This window comes from Micromonospora sp. WMMD714 (assembly GCF_029581315.1).
GTDB classification, from domain to species: domain Bacteria; phylum Actinomycetota; class Actinomycetes; order Mycobacteriales; family Micromonosporaceae; genus Micromonospora; species Micromonospora rifamycinica.
Genome location: NZ_CP120744.1, coordinates 6,781,083 through 6,797,273 on the forward strand (window position 1 = coordinate 6,781,083; position 16,191 = coordinate 6,797,273).

At 74.5% G+C, this 16,191-nt stretch carries 12 protein-coding genes; 5 read left to right on the forward strand and 7 right to left on the reverse strand.

Features of this window, described 5'->3' with window-relative positions; genetic code table 11:
* Together O7625_RS28790 and O7625_RS28795 are read right to left on the reverse strand one after the other, a co-directional pair.
* Nucleotides 1-687, reverse strand: a complete 687-nt coding sequence (locus O7625_RS28790) for a response regulator transcription factor (protein ID WP_282342975.1) — start codon at nucleotides 685-687, stop codon at nucleotides 1-3.
* Nucleotides 684-1,907 (reverse strand): sensor histidine kinase, encoded by a 1,224-nt coding sequence (locus O7625_RS28795; protein WP_282342976.1) that lies wholly within the window; start codon nucleotides 1,905-1,907, stop codon nucleotides 684-686. The genes O7625_RS28790 and O7625_RS28795 overlap by 4 nt, the downstream gene beginning before the upstream one ends.
* Nucleotides 1,908-2,039: 132 nt before the next feature.
* On the opposite strand from O7625_RS28795, the gene O7625_RS28800 reads away from it, so the two are divergent.
* Nucleotides 2,040-2,951, forward strand: a complete 912-nt coding sequence (locus O7625_RS28800) for an ATP-binding cassette domain-containing protein (RefSeq protein ID WP_282342977.1) — start codon at nucleotides 2,040-2,042, stop codon at nucleotides 2,949-2,951.
* Entirely contained in the window at nucleotides 2,948-3,790 is an 843-nt protein-coding gene (locus tag O7625_RS28805; RefSeq protein WP_282342978.1) for a hypothetical protein, read from the forward strand. The genes O7625_RS28800 and O7625_RS28805 overlap by 4 nt, the downstream gene beginning before the upstream one ends.
* A gap of 94 nt (nucleotides 3,791-3,884) precedes the next feature.
* Here O7625_RS28805 and leuS read toward each other — a convergent pair whose 3' ends face one another.
* A complete protein-coding gene (gene leuS, locus O7625_RS28810; protein WP_282342979.1) occupies nucleotides 3,885-6,749 on the reverse strand; it encodes a leucine--tRNA ligase in 2,865 nt (954 codons plus the stop codon).
* A gap of 417 nt (nucleotides 6,750-7,166) precedes the next feature.
* Between leuS and O7625_RS28815 the strand changes: the two genes are divergently transcribed.
* From O7625_RS28815 to O7625_RS28825, 3 genes are read left to right on the forward strand one after another with little or no spacing between them, the layout of a single operon-like run.
* Nucleotides 7,167-8,225, forward strand: coding sequence for a MoxR family ATPase (locus O7625_RS28815; RefSeq protein ID WP_067301838.1), 1,059 nt, complete (start codon nucleotides 7,167-7,169; stop codon nucleotides 8,223-8,225).
* A 1-nt stretch (nucleotide 8,226) separates the two neighbouring features.
* Nucleotides 8,227-9,525 (forward strand): DUF58 domain-containing protein, encoded by a 1,299-nt coding sequence (locus O7625_RS28820; RefSeq protein WP_282342982.1) that lies wholly within the window; start codon nucleotides 8,227-8,229, stop codon nucleotides 9,523-9,525.
* Between the two features lie 28 nt (nucleotides 9,526-9,553).
* Entirely contained in the window at nucleotides 9,554-12,022 is a 2,469-nt protein-coding gene (locus O7625_RS28825; RefSeq protein WP_282342983.1) for a DUF3488 and transglutaminase-like domain-containing protein, read from the forward strand.
* A gap of 346 nt (nucleotides 12,023-12,368) precedes the next feature.
* Here O7625_RS28825 and O7625_RS28830 read toward each other — a convergent pair whose 3' ends face one another.
* The 4 genes from O7625_RS28830 to O7625_RS28845 all read right to left on the reverse strand — a co-directional run bounded on the left by O7625_RS28830 (nucleotide 12,369) and on the right by O7625_RS28845 (nucleotide 16,186).
* On the reverse strand, nucleotides 12,369-12,764 hold the full coding sequence (locus tag O7625_RS28830; protein WP_067301847.1) for a DUF3040 domain-containing protein: 396 nt from the start codon (nucleotides 12,762-12,764) through the stop codon (nucleotides 12,369-12,371).
* 115 nt (nucleotides 12,765-12,879) lie between these two features.
* Complete coding sequence (locus O7625_RS28835; protein ID WP_282342985.1) at nucleotides 12,880-14,139, reverse strand: DNA polymerase IV; 1,260 nt, start codon at nucleotides 14,137-14,139, stop codon at nucleotides 12,880-12,882.
* Between the two features lie 92 nt (nucleotides 14,140-14,231).
* Nucleotides 14,232-15,419 carry a nucleotide pyrophosphatase/phosphodiesterase family protein gene (locus O7625_RS28840; RefSeq protein ID WP_282342987.1) on the reverse strand — a complete coding sequence of 396 codons (1,188 nt, stop codon included), beginning with the start codon at nucleotides 15,417-15,419 and terminating at the stop codon, nucleotides 14,232-14,234.
* Nucleotides 15,416-16,186, reverse strand: a complete 771-nt coding sequence (locus O7625_RS28845; RefSeq protein WP_067301928.1) for a methyltransferase domain-containing protein — start codon at nucleotides 16,184-16,186, stop codon at nucleotides 15,416-15,418. The genes O7625_RS28840 and O7625_RS28845 overlap by 4 nt, the downstream gene beginning before the upstream one ends.
* Nucleotides 16,187-16,191: the final 5 nt, after the last annotated feature.

Consider the following 16,191-nt stretch of genomic DNA (forward strand, 5'->3'; position numbering starts at 1 on the left):
TCAGGAGCCGCGTTCCGCGTCACGGTCGTCACGGTGCGCGGGGTGGACCAGCCCGGCCTCGTAGGCGGCGATGACCAGGTGCACCCGGTCCCGTGCGCCGAGCTTGGTGAACAGCCGGGCCACGTGGGCCTTGGCGGTGGCCGCGCTGATGAACAGGTGCGCGGCGATCTCCGCGTTGGACAAGCCCCGACCGACCAGGGTCAGCACCTCGCGTTCCCGCTCGGTCACCCCGGGCAGGGGGCGCGGCTGGGCGGCCCGGTCGGGGCGGCGGGCAAACTCGGCGATCAGCCGGCGGGTCACCGCCGGAGCGATGAGGGCGTCACCGGCGGCGACCACCCGGACCGCGCCGAGGATGTCGTCCAGGGCCATGTCCTTGACCAGGAATCCGCTCGCCCCGGCACGCAGTGCGCCGTGCACGTGCGCGTCGTCGTCGAACGTGGTCAGCACCAGCACCCGGGTCGGGCCGCCGGCGGCGGTGATCGCCCGGGTGGCGGTGATGCCGTCGGTCCCGGGCATCCGCAGGTCCATCAGCACCACGTCGGGCAGCACGTCCCGGGCCAGCCGGACCGCCTCCGTGCCGGTGCCGGCCTCACCGACCACCTCGATGTCGGGTGCGTCGGCGATCAGCACCCGCAGACCCGCGCGGACCAGCGGCTGGTCGTCGACGAGCAGCACCCGGATGCTCACCCCTCGGCCCCGGCGCTCACCCGTCCGCCGTCGGCCGGCAGGCGGGCCGCGACCCGGAAGCCGCCCTCCGGGCGCGGCCCGGCGGCGAACCGGCCCCCGAGCAGCGTCACCCGTTCCCGCATGCCGAGGATGCCGTGCCCGGCGCCCACACCGCCGGGCGGAGTGCCCCGGCCCGCGTCGACCACCTCGACCCGGAGCCCGTCCGGCAGATAGTCGAGGGTGACCCGGCACCGGTCGACGCCCGCGTGCCGCACGACGTTCGTCAGGGCCTCCTGCACGATCCGGTAGGCGGCGAGGTCGACCTCCCCGGGCAGGGGTCGGGGCGGACCCTCCCGGCGTACCGCCACCCGGACCCCCGCGTCGGCGGCGACGTCGACCAGCCGGTCCAGGTCCGCCAGACCGGGCGGCGGGTCCAGCGACGCCTCCGCCTGCTGCGGGTGACGCAGCGCCCCGACGGTACGCCGCAGCCCGGCCAGCGTGTCCCGGCTGGTCTGCTCGATGGCGGCGAGCGCGGCCCGGGCCTGCCCCGGCTGGGTGTCGATGACCCGGGCGCCGACACCCGCCTGGATGGCGATGACACCGATGCTGTGCGCCACCATGTCGTGCACCTCCCGGGCGATCCGCAGCCGCTCCGCGGTGACCGCCTCGACGGCGGTGTGCGCGCGTGACTCCTCGGCGTGCCGACGGCGGGCCCGCGCCGCCCCGCCGGCCACCACGGCGGCGACCACCAGCAGCACCGAACTGGTGGCCCGGTCGACCGGGCCGGTAGCTGAGTTGACGAAACCCGCCGTGACCTGCAGCACGAGCACCACGGCGGCGGCGGGGACCGCGATCCGGCCCGGGAAGCGTGTCGCGACCAGCCCCACCATCGCATCGATGACGAGGAACTGCAGGTACCAGACGGCGGACAGGTAGCCGTTCTCCCAGGCGTTCGTCGCCACGGTCACCGTGCAGGCCCCGACGAGGGCCAGCCCCAGCGCGAGCAGCGGACGGCGTCCCAGCAGCGCGGCGGGCAGCAGCACCACCAGCATCGGCGCGAGGTAGCGCAGCGGAATCCCCGGCACGCTCCCGTCGGGGGTGGGGACCGGCAGGAGCGGACCACCCGTGCCGACGGTCGACGCGAACAGCACCACGACCGGGAACAGGCCCACCCCGGCCCAGACGAGGACCGTCCGCACCCGGTGGGCGACAGGGTACGGGCGGGCGGCGACGGCACGCATGGGCACACCGTAGCCAGCGGGCGGCCGGGTGGTCATCAGCCGGCGGGCGTACGCCCCGGGGCCTACCCCGCAGGGACCGAAGTGGCCGGCGGTACGACGCCCGGTCGGCCGCCGTCCGGCAACGTCGACGCCGTGATCGAGATACGTGACCTCACCAAGCGGTACGGCCGGACCACGGCCGTCGACCGGCTCACCCTCACCGTCCGGCCCGGGCACGTGACCGGGTTCCTCGGGCCCAACGGCGCCGGCAAGTCCACCACCCTCCGGTTGCTGCTCGGCCTGCACCGCCCGACCAGCGGCAGTGCCCTGGTGGACGGGCAGCCGTTCGCCGCGCGTCGGCGCGGGTTACGGCACGTCGGCGCGCTGCTCGACGCGGGCGACGTGCACGGCGGGCGGAGTGCCCGGTCACACCTGCGGGCGCTCGCCGCCAGCAACGCCATCGGCCGGTCCCGGGTCGACGAGGTGCTGGGCGAGGTGGGCCTGAGCGACGTCGCCGGACGCCGGATCGGTGGCTTCTCGCTCGGTATGAAGCAGCGGCTCGGTATCGCCGCCGCGCTGCTCGGCGATCCGCCGACGCTGCTGTTCGACGAGCCGTTCAACGGGCTCGACCCGGCCGGGGTGCGGTGGGTGCGTGAACTGTTCCAGCGGCTCGCCGCCGAGGGCCGGACCATCCTCGTCTCCAGCCATCTGATGAGCGAGATGGAGCAGACCGCCCAGCACCTGGTGGTGATCGGCCGGGGCGAGTTGATCGCCGACGAGAGTCTGGCCGAGTTCGCCGCCCGCAGCGTCCAGGCGCAGGTCGTGGTCCGTACGCCGGACCCGGCGGCGCTGACCGTCGCGGTGCGCGAGGCGGGCGCGGACGTCGGGACGGCCCCCGACGGGGCGCTCACGGTGACCGGCCTGAGCCCGACGGCGCTCGGCGACCTGGCCTTCACCCGGGGCATCCCGGTGCACGAATTGATCACCCGGTCCACCTCACTGGAGGAAGCGTTCATGAACCTCACCGCCGACCGCGTCGAATACCGGGCGGGAGAACACCGGTGACCGCCCCGACCGAGGCCACCCGGGGCGCCGGCCGCCGGGCCGTCGAGCCCGCCGCCCGCTTCCGTGACCTGCTCGCCGCCGAGTGGCTCAAGCTGTTCTCGCTGCGGTCCACCTACGGGTCGCTGGCGCTGATCGCGGTCTCGGCCATGCTGTTCAGCGTGCGGGCGGCGCTGGCCGACCACCACAACTGGCCGGGCTACTCGGCGGAGCGGCAGGCCGCGTTCGACCCGATCCACGACGCCTTCCCCGAGGAGGGCTGGCTGTTCGTCATCCTCGCCGCCGGGGCGGTCGGCGCGGTGGCGATCGCCGGTGAGTACGCCAGCGGCCAGATCCGTACCACGTTCGCCGCCGTACCGGCGCGGTCCGCGGTGGCCGCCGCCAAGGTGCTGGTGTTGGCGACGGTCATGCTGGTCGTCGGGGTGCTGACCGCAGCCGTGTCGTTCGGGCTGTCGCAGGCCATCCTCGCCGACCGGGGGGCCGGCGCGTCGCTCGGCGACCCCGGGGCGTTGCGGGCGGTCGTCGCCTCGGCGCTGCTGCTGCCGGTCTGCGCGCTCATCGGCCTGGGCTTCGGCGCGTTGCTGCGGCACACCGCCCCGGCGATCGTCGCGACCACGGGGCTGCTGCTCCTGCTGCCGCTGGCCTTCGACCTGGAGAACCGGTGGACGGCCGCGATCCACAACGCCCTGCCGGTGCCGGCCTGGGAACGGCTCGTCGCGAACCCGTACATCCAGTTCAACGAGCATCTCGCCACGATCCCGGGTTCCTGGGTGACCCTCGCCGTCTGGCCGGTCGTCGCCACCCTGGTGGCCGCGCTGGTCGTGCACCGCCGCGAACCCTGACCCGCCCCACGGTCCGCGGCGGCACGCCGGGCGGACCGGTGGGAAGAGCCCCTCGCGCCGCGTGAAGCGTCGACGAGGGGCTCTTCCCGACAGGTCAGGCGACGACCGAGACCAGCCGGCCCGGCACCACGATGACCTTGCGCGGCTCCTTGCCGGCCAGCGCGGACGCGACCGCCTCCAGGGCCGCCGCCCGGACGACCTCCTGCGCCGCGTCGGCGGGCACCTCGACCCGGCCCCGGACCTTGCCGTTGACCTGCACCGGGTAGGTGATCGTCTCGGCGACCAGCAGCGCCGGGTCGGCGGTCGGGAAGTCCGCGTACGCCAGGGAGGTGGCGTGACCCAGGGTGCGCCACAGCTCCTCGGCGACGTGCGGGGCGAACGGGGCCAGCATCAGCACCAGCGGTTCGGCCACCTCGCGCGGGGTGGCCGGCAGCCGGGTGAGCGCGTTGGTCAGCTCGATCAGCTTGGCGATCGCGGTGTTGAACCGGATGCCCTCCATGTCGGTCCGGACCCCGTCGACGATCCGGTGCAGCAGCCGGCGGGTCGCGGCGTCGGCGGGCTCGTCGGTGACCCGCGGCGCGCCGGTCTGCTCGTCGACCACGGCCCGCCAGACCCGTTGCAGGAACCGGTACGACCCGACCACCGCCCGGGTCTCCCACGGGCGGGACACCTCCAACGGACCCATCGACATCTCGTACACCCGGAAGGTGTCCGCGCCGTAGGCCGCGCACATGTCGTCCGGGGTGACCACGTTGCGCAGCGACTTGCCCATCTTGCCGTACTCGCGGGTCACCTCCTGCTCACCGTGGAACCAGCGGCCGTCGACCTCGACGACCTCCTCGGCGGGCACGTAGACGCCCCGCGGGTCGGTGAACGCGAACGCCTGGATCATGCCCTGGTTGAACAGCCTGCGGAACGGCTCGAACGACGACACGTGCCCCAGGTCGTACAGCACCTTGTGCCAGAACCGGGCGTACAGCAGGTGCAGCACGGCGTGCTCGGCCCCGCCGACGTACAGGTCGGTGCCCCCGCAGTCACCCTCGGCGCGCGGCCCCATCCAGTACCGCTCGTTCTCGGCGTCGACGAACCGGTCCGGGTTGGTGGGGTCCAGGTAGCGCAGCTCGTACCAGCAGGAGCCGGCCCACTGCGGCATCACGTTGGTCTCCCGGGTGTACCGCTGCGGCCCGTCGCCCAGGTCCAGCTCCACCTCGACCCAGTCGCGCCGCCGCGACAGTGGGGTCTCCGGGTTGCTGTCGGCGTCGTCCGGGTCGAACGTCTTCGGCGAGAAGTCGTCCACCTCGGGCAGCTCGACCGGCAGCATCGACTCGGGCAGCGGGATCGCCGCGCCGGTGGAGTCGTAGACGATCGGGAACGGCTCGCCCCAGTAGCGTTGCCGGGAGAACAGCCAGTCCCGCAGCCGCCAGGTGACCGCGCCGACCCCGTGGCCGTTGGCCTCCAGCCACTCGACGATCGCGGCCTTGGCCTCGGTCACCCCCAGCCCGTCCAGGTCCAGGCCGCGCTCGGGCGCGGCGCTGTTGATCGCCGGCCCGTCCCCGGTGTACGCCCGGCCGTCGAACCCCTCGGGGGGCTGCACGGTCCGCACGATCGGCAGCTCGAAGACCTCGGCGAAGTCCCAGTCCCGCTCGTCCTGGGCGGGCACCGCCATGATCGCGCCGGTGCCGTAGCCGGCCAGCACGTAGTCGGCGATGAAGATCGGAATCCGCCCGCCGGTGACCGGGTGGGTGGCGTAGGTGCCGACGAAGACGCCGGTCTTCTCCTTCGTGTCGGCCTGCCGCTCCACGTCGGTCTTGGCCGCCGCCGCCTTCCGGTACGCCTCGACGGCCGCCCGGGGGCTGGCGTGCCCGCCCGTCCAGGCGTCCCGCGTGCCGTCCGGCCAGGCGGCCGCCGTCAGCGCGTCGACCAGCTCGTGCTCGGGGGCCAGCACCAGGTAGGTGGCCCCGAAGAGGGTGTCCGGCCGGGTGGTGAACACCCTGATGCGGGCTTCGCCCGCCACACCGGAATCAGTGGTCCCGGTCGTGAAGTCGATGTGCGCGCCGGTGGAGCGGCCGATCCAGTTGCGCTGCTGCAGCTTGATCGACTCGGGCCAGTCCAGCGCGTCCAGGTCGTCCAGCAGCCGGTCGCCGTACGCGGTGATCCGCATCATCCACTGCTTCAGGTTGCGCTTGAAGACCGGGAAGTTGCCCCGGTCGGAGCGGCCGTCGGCGGTGACCTCCTCGTTGGCCAGCACGGTGCCCAGCCCCGGGCACCAGTTCACCGGCGCCTGCGAGACGTACGCCAGCCGGTGGTCGTCGACGATCCGCCGCTGTTCGGCGTCGGTCAGCTCGGCCCAGGCCCGGCCGTCCGGGGTCGGCCGGTCACCGGCGGCGAACGCCGCGACCAGCTCGGCGACCGGGCGGGCCTTGCGGGCGTCGGGGTCGTACCAGGAGTTGAAGATCTGCAGGAAGACCCACTGGGTCCACCGGTAGAAGTCGGTGTCGATGGTGGCCACCGAGCGCCGCTCGTCGTGGGCCAGCCCCAGCCGGCGCAGCTGCGCCTTGTACCGCTCGATGTTGGCCACCGTGGTCGTCCGGGGGTGGGTGCCGGTCTGCACCGCGTACTGCTCGGCGGGCAGCCCGAACGCGTCGAAACCCATCGCGTGCAGCACGTTGCGACCGGACATCCGCTGGTAGCGGGCGTAGCAGTCGGTGCCGATGTAGCCCAGCGGGTGGCCGACGTGCAGCCCGGCGCCGGACGGGTAGGGGAACATGTCCAGCACGTAGAGCTTCTCCGCGCCGGCCCGTGGGTGGTCCGGGTCGGCCAGCGGGCCGGTGGGGTTCGGGGCGTGGAAGGTGCCCTCCCGCGCCCAGGTGTCCTGCCACCGACGTTCGATCTCGTCGGCCAGGGCGGCGGTGTACCGGAACGGGGGGGTGTCGCCCGCCGGTGCGGCTGCCTCAGTCATGGCTTCTCCTTGGCGCGGTCAGGTCGGATCCGGGGCATCTGTTCAGGGCACGAAAAAGCCCCTCGCACAGGAGGGGCCGCCGTGCCGTCGCGCGTCAGCGCGTCAGCACGGCTCGGTAAGAAGCAGGATGGCTCCGGCCATGTTCCGCAGTGTACCCCCTGGCGCCCGCCGGCCGCGGGCCACGTCCGGCCCACCGGTCACCGTCCGTGATCGTCCGGCCGCGTCAGGTCCCCCGACCTGACGAATATCCGCTGGGTGACCGGCCGACTTCCGGCAGGGTTCGGCGATCACCGCAAACATGGTTAGCCTGAGAGACCAGTGCGATTCCTGCGGCAGACGAGGCTTCCCGTTGCGAACCGAACGACGGGTCCAGGTGCTCCTTAAAGAGCTGCCGTCGTGGCGACGAGGGGAAGGCCCGTGACACAACAGACCTGGGACGAGGTGGGCGGCGTGCTGCCGCACGACGAGTTCCATGCCGCCAGCGAGGCCGTCGTGGCCAACATCGAGCAGGTCATCGAGGGCAAGACAGCCACGGTGCGGCTCGCCCTGGCGGTCCTGCTGGCCGAGGGCCACCTGCTGATCGAGGACGTCCCGGGCGTCGGCAAGACCAAACTGGCCAAGGCGCTGGCCCGGTCCATCGACTGCTCGGTCCGCCGCATCCAGTTCACCCCGGACCTGCTGCCCAGCGACGTCACCGGGGTCAGCGTCTACAACCAGGAGACCCACGACTTCGAGTTCCGGCCCGGCGCGGTCTTCGCCAACCTGGTCGTCGGCGACGAGATCAACCGGGCCTCGCCGAAGACCCAGTCCGCGCTGCTGGAGTGCATGGAGGAGCGGCAGGTCACCGTCGACGGGGTCACCTACCAGCTCCAGACGCCGTTCATGGTGATCGCCACCCAGAACCCGATCGAGATGGAGGGGACGTACCCCCTGCCGGAGGCGCAGCGGGACCGGTTCACCGCCCGGATCGCGATGGGCTACCCCGGCCCGGAGGCCGAGCTGGCCATGCTCGACGGGCACGGCGCCGCCGACCCGCTCCAGGAGCTGCGCCCGGTCTCCGACGCCGACACGGTCCGTCGGCTGATCGCCACCGTCCGCAACGTGCACGTCGCCGACGCCGTCAAGCAGTACGCCGTCGACCTGGTCACCGCCACCCGGGAGGCCCCCGACCTGCGGCTGGGCGCGTCCCCCCGGGCCACCCTCCAGCTGCTGCGCACCGCCCGCGCGGTGGCCGCCCTGGAGGGGCGTGACTACGTGCTCCCCGACGACCTGCAGGCGCTGGCGGTGCCGGTGCTGGCCCACCGGGTCATCCCCACCGCCGACGCCCAGCTCGCCCGGCGCACCACCGACGCGATCGTCGCCGACCTGGTGCACCGGCTGGCCCTGCCGTCGGACCGCAAGCGCGCCACCGGGTACGACACGCCCCGGCCCGCCGCCGGCAACGGCCGCCCGCCGTTCGAGCCGCGGAGGCCGTGACGTGCGGGCCGGGCTGCGGGGCCTGACCACCCGGGGTCGTTCGTTCCTGGCGGCGGCGATCGCCGCGGCGATCTCCGCCGGCATCCTCGGCGAGCGGGACCTGCTGCGGGTGGCGGTGCTGCTCGCCGTCCTGCCGCTGCTCGCCGCGCTCTACGTCGGGCGGACCAGGTACAAGCTGGCCTGCAACCGCTCGCTCGACCCGCACCGGGTGCCGGTCGGGGCCAGCTCCCGGGTGGTGCTGCGGTTGCAGAACATGTCCCGGCTGCCCACCGGCACCCTGCTGCTGGAGGACCGGCTGCCGTACGCGCTGGGCAGCCGGCCCCGGGTGGTGCTGGAACGACTCGGCGCGCAGCAGGCCAGCTCGGTGGCGTACACCGTCCGGGCCGACGTGCGCGGCCGGTACGAGGTGGGGCCCCTGGTGGTCCGGATGACCGACCCGTTCGGGCTGTGCGAGCTGGCCCGGGCGTTCCCCAGCACCGAGCAGCTGACGGTGGTCCCCCAGGTCACCCCGCTGCCCTCGGTGCGCCTGCCCGGTGAGTACGCCGGCAGCGGCGACAGCCGGGCCCGGTCGGTCGCCGTGCACGGCGAGGACGACACCGCCACCCGGGAGTACCGGATGGGCGACGACCTGCGCCGGGTGCACTGGAAGTCGACCGCCCGCACCGGTGAGCTGATGGTGCGCCGGGAGGAACAGCCCTGGGAGAGCCGGGCCACGGTGCTGCTGGACACCCGGGCGCACGGCCACCGGGGCGACGGCCCGACGGCCAGCTTCGAGTGGTCGGTCTCCGCCGCCGCCAGCATCGCCACCCACCTCCGGCAGGCCGGCTACAAGCTGCGCCTGGTCACCGGGGACGGGGTGGACGTCGACGCCACCGAGGCCACCGGTGACGGCCTGCTCCTCGACCACCTCGCCGACGTCCGGCTCGACCAGCGCGGCGACGTCGCGGCCCTGGTGCAGCGGGTCCGGCAACGCGCCGACGGCGGCCTGATCATCGCGCTGTTCGGCTCGCTGACCACCGCCGAGGCGGAGCTGTTGAGCGGGCTGCGCGGCAGCGGCGCGACCTGCGTCGGTTTCCTGCTCAACAGCTCCACCTGGCTCAGCCTGCCGGAACGTGCCCGGTTCGAGGCCGAGCAGGTCCACGCCGCCGCCGCGCTCACCCTGTTGCAGGGCGGCTGGCGGATCATCGGGGTCGACCACGACGGTCAACTGCCGGCGCTCTGGCCGCAGGCCGGGCGCGGCTCGCAGGGCTTCGCGCTGCGCGCGGCCCTGGCCGAGACGGTTGCCGGGGCGGTGCGGTGACCCGTCCGACCACAGAGAGGGTGACGCCGTGATCGCGTCCCGGAACATCGGCTTCGTGGCCGCCGCGGCGACCCTGCTCGCCGCGGCCCCGCTGTCGTCGATCTTCCAGCAGTGGACCTGGCTGATCCAGTCGACCATCGCGGTCGCCGTGGTGGCCGGCGCGGCGGCGCTCACCCGGCTGGTCCGTGCCCCGCTCTGGGGTCAGGTGCTGGGCATGCTCGCCGGTCTGCTGCTCGCGCTGACCTGGCTCTTCCCGGGCGGCAGCGAGCTGATCGCGTTCCTGCCCACGCCGGGGACGCTGGCCCACTTCGGTGAGCTGGCCCAGGGCTCGCTACAGGACATGCGTACCTACGGGGTGAAGGTGCCGGACACCACCCCGCTGCTGTTCATCAGCGTGCTCGGGGTGGGCTCGGTGGCGGTCGTGGTCGACGTGCTCGCCGTCGGGCTGCGCCGACCGGCGCTGGCCGGGCTGCCCATGCTGGCCATCTACTCGGTCCCGGTGGCGGTCTACGTGGACAGTGTGCCGGCGATGCCGTTCGTGGTCGGCGCCGCCGGCTACCTCTGGCTGCTGGTCACCGACAACGTCGACCGGGTCCGCCGGTTCGGCCGCCGGTTCACCGGCGAGGGCCGCGACGTGGACGTCTGGGAGTCCTCCCCGCTGGCCGCCGCCGGCCGCCGGCTGGCGGTGGTCGGGGTGGTCCTGGCCGTGGTGCTGCCGCTGGCCGTGCCGGGGATGAGCGGTGGACTGCTGGACCAGTTCATCGGCGCCGGCAACGGCACCGGCACCGGACGCCCCGGCCAGGGCGGTGGCCCCGGGCGGATCGACCTCTTCGCGGCGCTCAGCGGGCAGCTCAACCAGTCCGAGGTGGCCGACATGGTGAAGGTCACCACCACCGAGAAGAACCCCTTCTACCTGCGGTTCGGCGTCGCGGACGAGCTGCGTCCGGACGGCTTCCGGGTACGCGCGCCCAACGGCCGACCGGTCAACCGGGAACTCCCCGACCCGGCGGACCGGGCCGGGCCGGGGGTGGAGCAGCAGACCTACCGGGCGACCGTGGAGGTCAGCCGGACACTGAACATGCCCTTCGTGCCGCTCTACACCGATCCGGTCGGCTTCGACGGGCTCAACGGCAACTGGTCGTACGACCAGAACCTCGGGGTGGTCTTCTCCAACCGGGACAACTCCCGGGGCAAGCGTTACTCGTTCGAGTACGTGCGCTCGACGTACGACCCGGCGGCGCTGCGCCGGGCCCGGCCGCTGCCCGCCGACCACCCGATCCGGCGGCAACAGACCCGGACCCCGGAGGCCCGGGAGGTCACCCTGCTGGTCAACCGGCTGGTGGAGGGGAAGTCCACCGACTACGACCGGGTCCGGGCGATCTACGACTACTTCTCCCAGGAGAACGGCTTCCGGTACTCGCTGAGCACCAAGGGCGGCACCAGCGGCCAGGAGATCGTGGACTTCCTCACCAACAAGGTCGGCTACTGCCAGCAGTACGCGGCGGCGCTGGCCTGGCTGGTGCGGGAGGCCGGCATCCCGGCCCGGGTGGCGTTCGGCTTCACCAACGGCAGCAACGTCGACGGGGACACCTACACGTTGACCAACCGGAACCTGCACTCCTGGACGGAGGTCTACTTCGACCGGCTGGGGTGGGTGCCGTTCGACGCCACCCCCGCGTACGGCGTCCAGGGGTCCACCCGGTCGGCGTGGGCGCCGGACACCGACGCGCCGGACCCGGAGCCGTCGGACACCGCCGCGCCGGCCGCCCCGGGTGACCCGGGCGCCACCGCCGGGCCGCAGGCCGACGACGAGACCGACCGGGAGGTCGACCAGGGCTTCGACTCGACCGTCAACGCCCCGGTCGAACGCGCCCCGACCTGGCCGTGGTGGACGGCCGCCGGGTTGCTCGCGCTGCTGGCGCTGCTGGCCGTGCCGGCGCTGCGTCGCCGTGCGCTGCGCCAGCGGCGGCACCGCCCGCCCGTCCCGGTGGCGGCCGGCGCGGCCGCCGACGGCGCGGTGGGTGGGAGCGTCCCGATGACGGTGCTGGGTGCGGAGGCCGACCGGGCCCGGTCGGACGCACACGCGGCCTGGGACGAGCTGCTCGACACCCTGATCGACTACCGGGTGCCGATCGACCGCACGGAGACGCCCCGGGCGACCGCCGAACGGCTGGCCCGCGAGGCGGTCGGCGCGGACGGCGACTCGGCCACGGCGGTACGGCTGCTCGGCCGGGCGGAGGAACGCGCCCGCTACGCCCGGAACCCGCTCACCGGTGAGCCGCTGTACCCGGCGTTACGGACGGTACGCGGCACCCTGGCCGCCAGGGCGGACCGGCGTACCCGGTTCCTCGCCGCCGTACTGCCCCCGTCGGTGCTGCTGCGCTGGCGCACCTCGCTCGGCGACGGCTCGGCACGGCTGGTGGCGGCCTCCGGCCGGCTCCGCCGGCTGCTGCTGCGCTGGAACCCCCGCCGGCTGCTGGCCGCCCGCCGCGCCTGACCCCGCAGCCCGCCCCGCCCCGCTCGCCCCGCTCGGCCTGCCCCGCCCCGCCCGGCCGCCCGCTCGCCCGCTCGCTCGTGGGGCGAGGTAGCGGTATCAGGACGGGCTGATACCGCTACCTCGCCCCACAGGAGTGGATCAAGGGCCGGCGGGAGCGTCAGTCGGGCGGGTGGCGCACGCTACCGGCCCGGCGGGCGACGCGGACATGGCGATACGAGGGACGCCGACATGGCGATACGAGGAGGTTGCCGGGTGACGCGGACATGGCGATACGACGGAGGTTGCCGGACGTCGTCCGGCACCCACCGTCGGCGGTGACGCCCGTCCATCCCGTGGGGCGGACAGGTCAGCGGTGTCCCTCCGGACGCTGCCGCCACCGATCTTCCATGCGGTCCAGCAGCGACGGCCGACGGCCACCCCGGCCACGCGGACGGCGACGACTCGTCGTGCCACCCACCACGTGCAGGTCCGGTGACTGCGCCCGCCGGTGCGACTGCACCGCGTAGCCCAGCGCGGCCAGCATGACGACGAACCCCGCCACTGCCAGCGGCGGCGTCTTGATCACCGCGCCGTAGACCAACAGGGCCAGACCGACGACCACCACGCCGGCAGCGACGAGCAGGCGACGTCGCGTATGGAAACGCGGGTCGCTGGCGCGCACGGCCGAGGCGAATTTGGGGTCCTCGGCAAGCGACCGCTCGATCTGCTCGAACAGCCGCTGCTCGTGCTCCGAGAGCGGCACGGCACTCCTCCCCGGTCACGTTGGTCGGCCCGGTCGGGCCGACAGACCGTGGCAGCCATCCGGCTGCTTGCCGCCAAGTCTACGAGGGGGCTCGCGCGTCGGAAAGCGGGACGACCTACGGCCGACTGCTATTTTCCCCGGGCCGGCGGTCACGTTTGCCGAGCAGACTGGCCGGACCTATGACGGACCGCCCGAAACGGGCAGCCGCCGCGTCCGCGGCGGTCTCCGCTTCCCGCCAGCCCCGCTCCGGTGCGCCGAGCGTGAGCTGTCTCGGCGTGTCGGCCACCCCGGCCAGACCCTCCACCCGGACGCCGACCAGCCGGACCGGCTCACCAGGGTCGAGAACCGTCCAGAGGCCCCACGAGGTGTCGAATATCTCGCGGGCCACGTCGGTCGCCCCGCCGAGGGTCCGGGACCGGTGCACGGTGCGGAAATCGGACAGTCGCACCTTGAGCGAGATCGTCCGGCCGACCTGACCGGCCCCACGCAGCCGGCTGCCCACCTTCTCGCTGAGGGCGAGCAGCGCCCGGCGGATCTCCTGCGGGTCGACGACGTCGACGTCGAAGGTCACCTCGGCCCCGATCGACTTCTCCACCTGCTCCGGGCTGACCGGCCGGGGGTCACGCCCCCGGGCCAGCTCGTGCAGGTGGGTCGCGGACGCCGCACCGAGCGCCTTGCGGAGCATCCCGACGGGCGCCTCGGCCAGGTCGCCGATGGTCCGCAGACCGAGCCGGCGCAGCGTCTCGGCTGACCGCTCGCCCACCCCCCACAGCGCGTCGACCGGCAGCGGGTGGAGGAACTCCAGCACCCGACCGGCCGGCACCACGAGCAGGCCGTCCGGCTTGGCCCGGGTGGAGCCGAGCTTCGCCACGAACTTGCTCGGCGCCACTCCGACCGAGCAGGTCAGCCCCTGCTCGGCCGTCACCCGGGCGCGGATCCGCCGGGCGATGGCCGCCGGCGGGCCGAACAACCGGCGGGCACCGGTCACGTCGAGGAACGCCTCGTCGAGGGAGAGCGGCTCGACCAGCGGGGTGACGTCCCGGAAGATCCGCATCACCGCGTCGGAGGCCGCCCGGTAGCGGGCGAAGTCAGGGGACAGGTAGACCGCGCCCGGGCAGAGCGCCCGCGCCCGCGCGGTGGGCATCGCGCTGCGCACGCCGTACCGGCGGGCCTCGTAACTGGCGGAACTGACCACGCCGCGCGGGCCGACCCCGCCGACCACCACCGGCCGACCGCGCAGCTCGGGCCGGTGGCGCACCTCCACGGCGGCGAAGAAGGCGTCCATGTCGACGTGCAGGATCGGGCTGGCCGAGTCGTCGGCGTCGGGGCCGAAACGCGGGTCACCACCCCGCGGCAACGACTGGCTCCGGCCCATCCCCGCAGGCTAGCCGCCCGGTACGACACCTGGCCCGGCAGCCGGGTCACGCGACGCCGCGCCACGCAGCCGGCGGCCGGGCGGGCCGACCGTCAGCCCCGCACCACCAGCAGCGGCACGGTCATCTCCGCCGCCGTGTCCGCCCCGTGGTACGCCACCAGCCGGGACGCCGCCGGCGGCTCGGAGCGGGTGGCCAGCACCGCGTACGTGCCCCGGCAGGTCACCACCACGTCGCCGACCCGGTGCAGGTGGTCCTCGTCGACCGGGCCGAACCAGCCCTCGGCCACCAGCTCCTCGCGGGTGGTCACCCGGGCCGCCGGGCCGAGCACCGCCGACCAGGTGGCCAGCACGTCGTCCACCGCACCCGGCTCGACGTGCAGGTACCGCACCCGGGGCTCACCGGCGACCACCCGTATCCCGGCCCGTAGCCGCAGGTCGGTGTCCAGGTCGAAACGGTGCTCCGCGGGCACGTCGAGCTGGCCGTGGTCGGCGGTGACCAGCAGCGCGGCATCCGGCGGCAGCCCGTCGACGAGCCGGGCCAGCAGGCCGTCCACCCCGGCGGCGGCGATCCGCCACGGTGCCGAGTCGACCCCGCTCAGGTGCCCGTGCCGGTCCAGGTCGGGGTGGTAGCCGGAGACCAGGGTGGGGCCGGTCCCGGCGGCCAGCGCCGCCAGCATCGTCCGGGCCAGGGCGTCCACCCCGGCGGCCCCCCGGTAGTCGCCGCCCCGGTTGGCGGCCAGGGTGAGCCCGCTGCCGGCGTACTCGGGGCGGCTCACCACGGTCACCGCGACCCCGGCGGCACGGGCGCGCTGCCACTGGGTCCGCACCGGCTGCCAGTGCAGCGGATCCGGGTCGCCGTTCCAGTCGATGTGGTTGAGCACCCGGTCGGTGCCGGGCACCCGGACGGTGAAGCCGAGCACGCCGTGCGCCCCGGGGGCCGCCCCCGCGCCCAGGGTGACCAGGCTGGTCGGGGTGGTGGAGGGGAACCCCGAGGTCAGCGGGCGGCCCACCGTCGCGGCCAGCCCGGTCAGGGTCGGGGCGTACCGGGCGGCGGTGGGGAGCTGGTACCACCCGAGGCCGTCGACCAGCAAGACCGCGATCCGCCGTACCCCGGCCAGGCCCGGCGCGAGCCCGAGCAGGTCGGCCGCGCCCGGCACACCGAGCACGGCCAACGCGCTGGGCAGCACGTCGGCCAGGCTGCCCCCGCCGTAGCGCGGCGGCACCACCGCCAGCGGATCGGCGGGAGGCGCGGGCAGGCCACTGCGGGGCACGCCGGTCATGCCGGCCGGCGGGCGAAGAGGTGCAGCTGGGCGGCGAGGTCCCGGTACGGCGGGCGCCCGGCCAGCGCCCGTTCCAGCTCCACCAGGGCACCCGGCTGGGCGTCGGCGACGCTGGCGGGCAGCAGGTCGGCCAGGACGCGTACCCCGTGGATCTCCTCCACGGTGAGGCCGGCGGCACTCAGCAGCGCGGCGGCCTCCCCGGCGTCGAACCGGCGGCGCAGGGTGTCCCGGGGGCCGGCGGCCCCGTCGGCGGCGGCGACCAGCGCGGCGGCGACCTCCATCTGGCCGTTCATCGCCCGGCCCAGCACGGCGGCCGCCCGCCCGGGGACCAGCACACTCGCCGCGCCCCCGGGGCGCAGCGCGCCGGCCAGCGCGGTCGCCACCGGACCCGGGTCGTCGACCACCTCCAGCACCGAATGGCACAGCACCAGGTCGACGGAGGCCGGTTCGACCAGGCCGGTCAGCGCGTCGCCGTCGCCCTGCACGGCGCGTACCCGGTCGGCGACCCCGGCCTCGGCGGCCCGGCGGGTGAGCGCGGCGAGCGCGTCAGGGCTGGCGTCGACCACGGTCACCCGGTGACCGGCCTGGGCCAGCGGCACGGCGAACCCGCCCGTGCCGCCACCCACGTCGAGCACGGACAGCTCGACGTCGGCCCGCCGGTCCAGTTCGGCGGCGAGCACCGACCAGACGACGGCGGTACGGGGGGTCAGCGGCGGCCCGGCGAACCGGCCTCGGGTGCTCTGCTCCACCCGGTCGAGCCTAGTCACCCGCG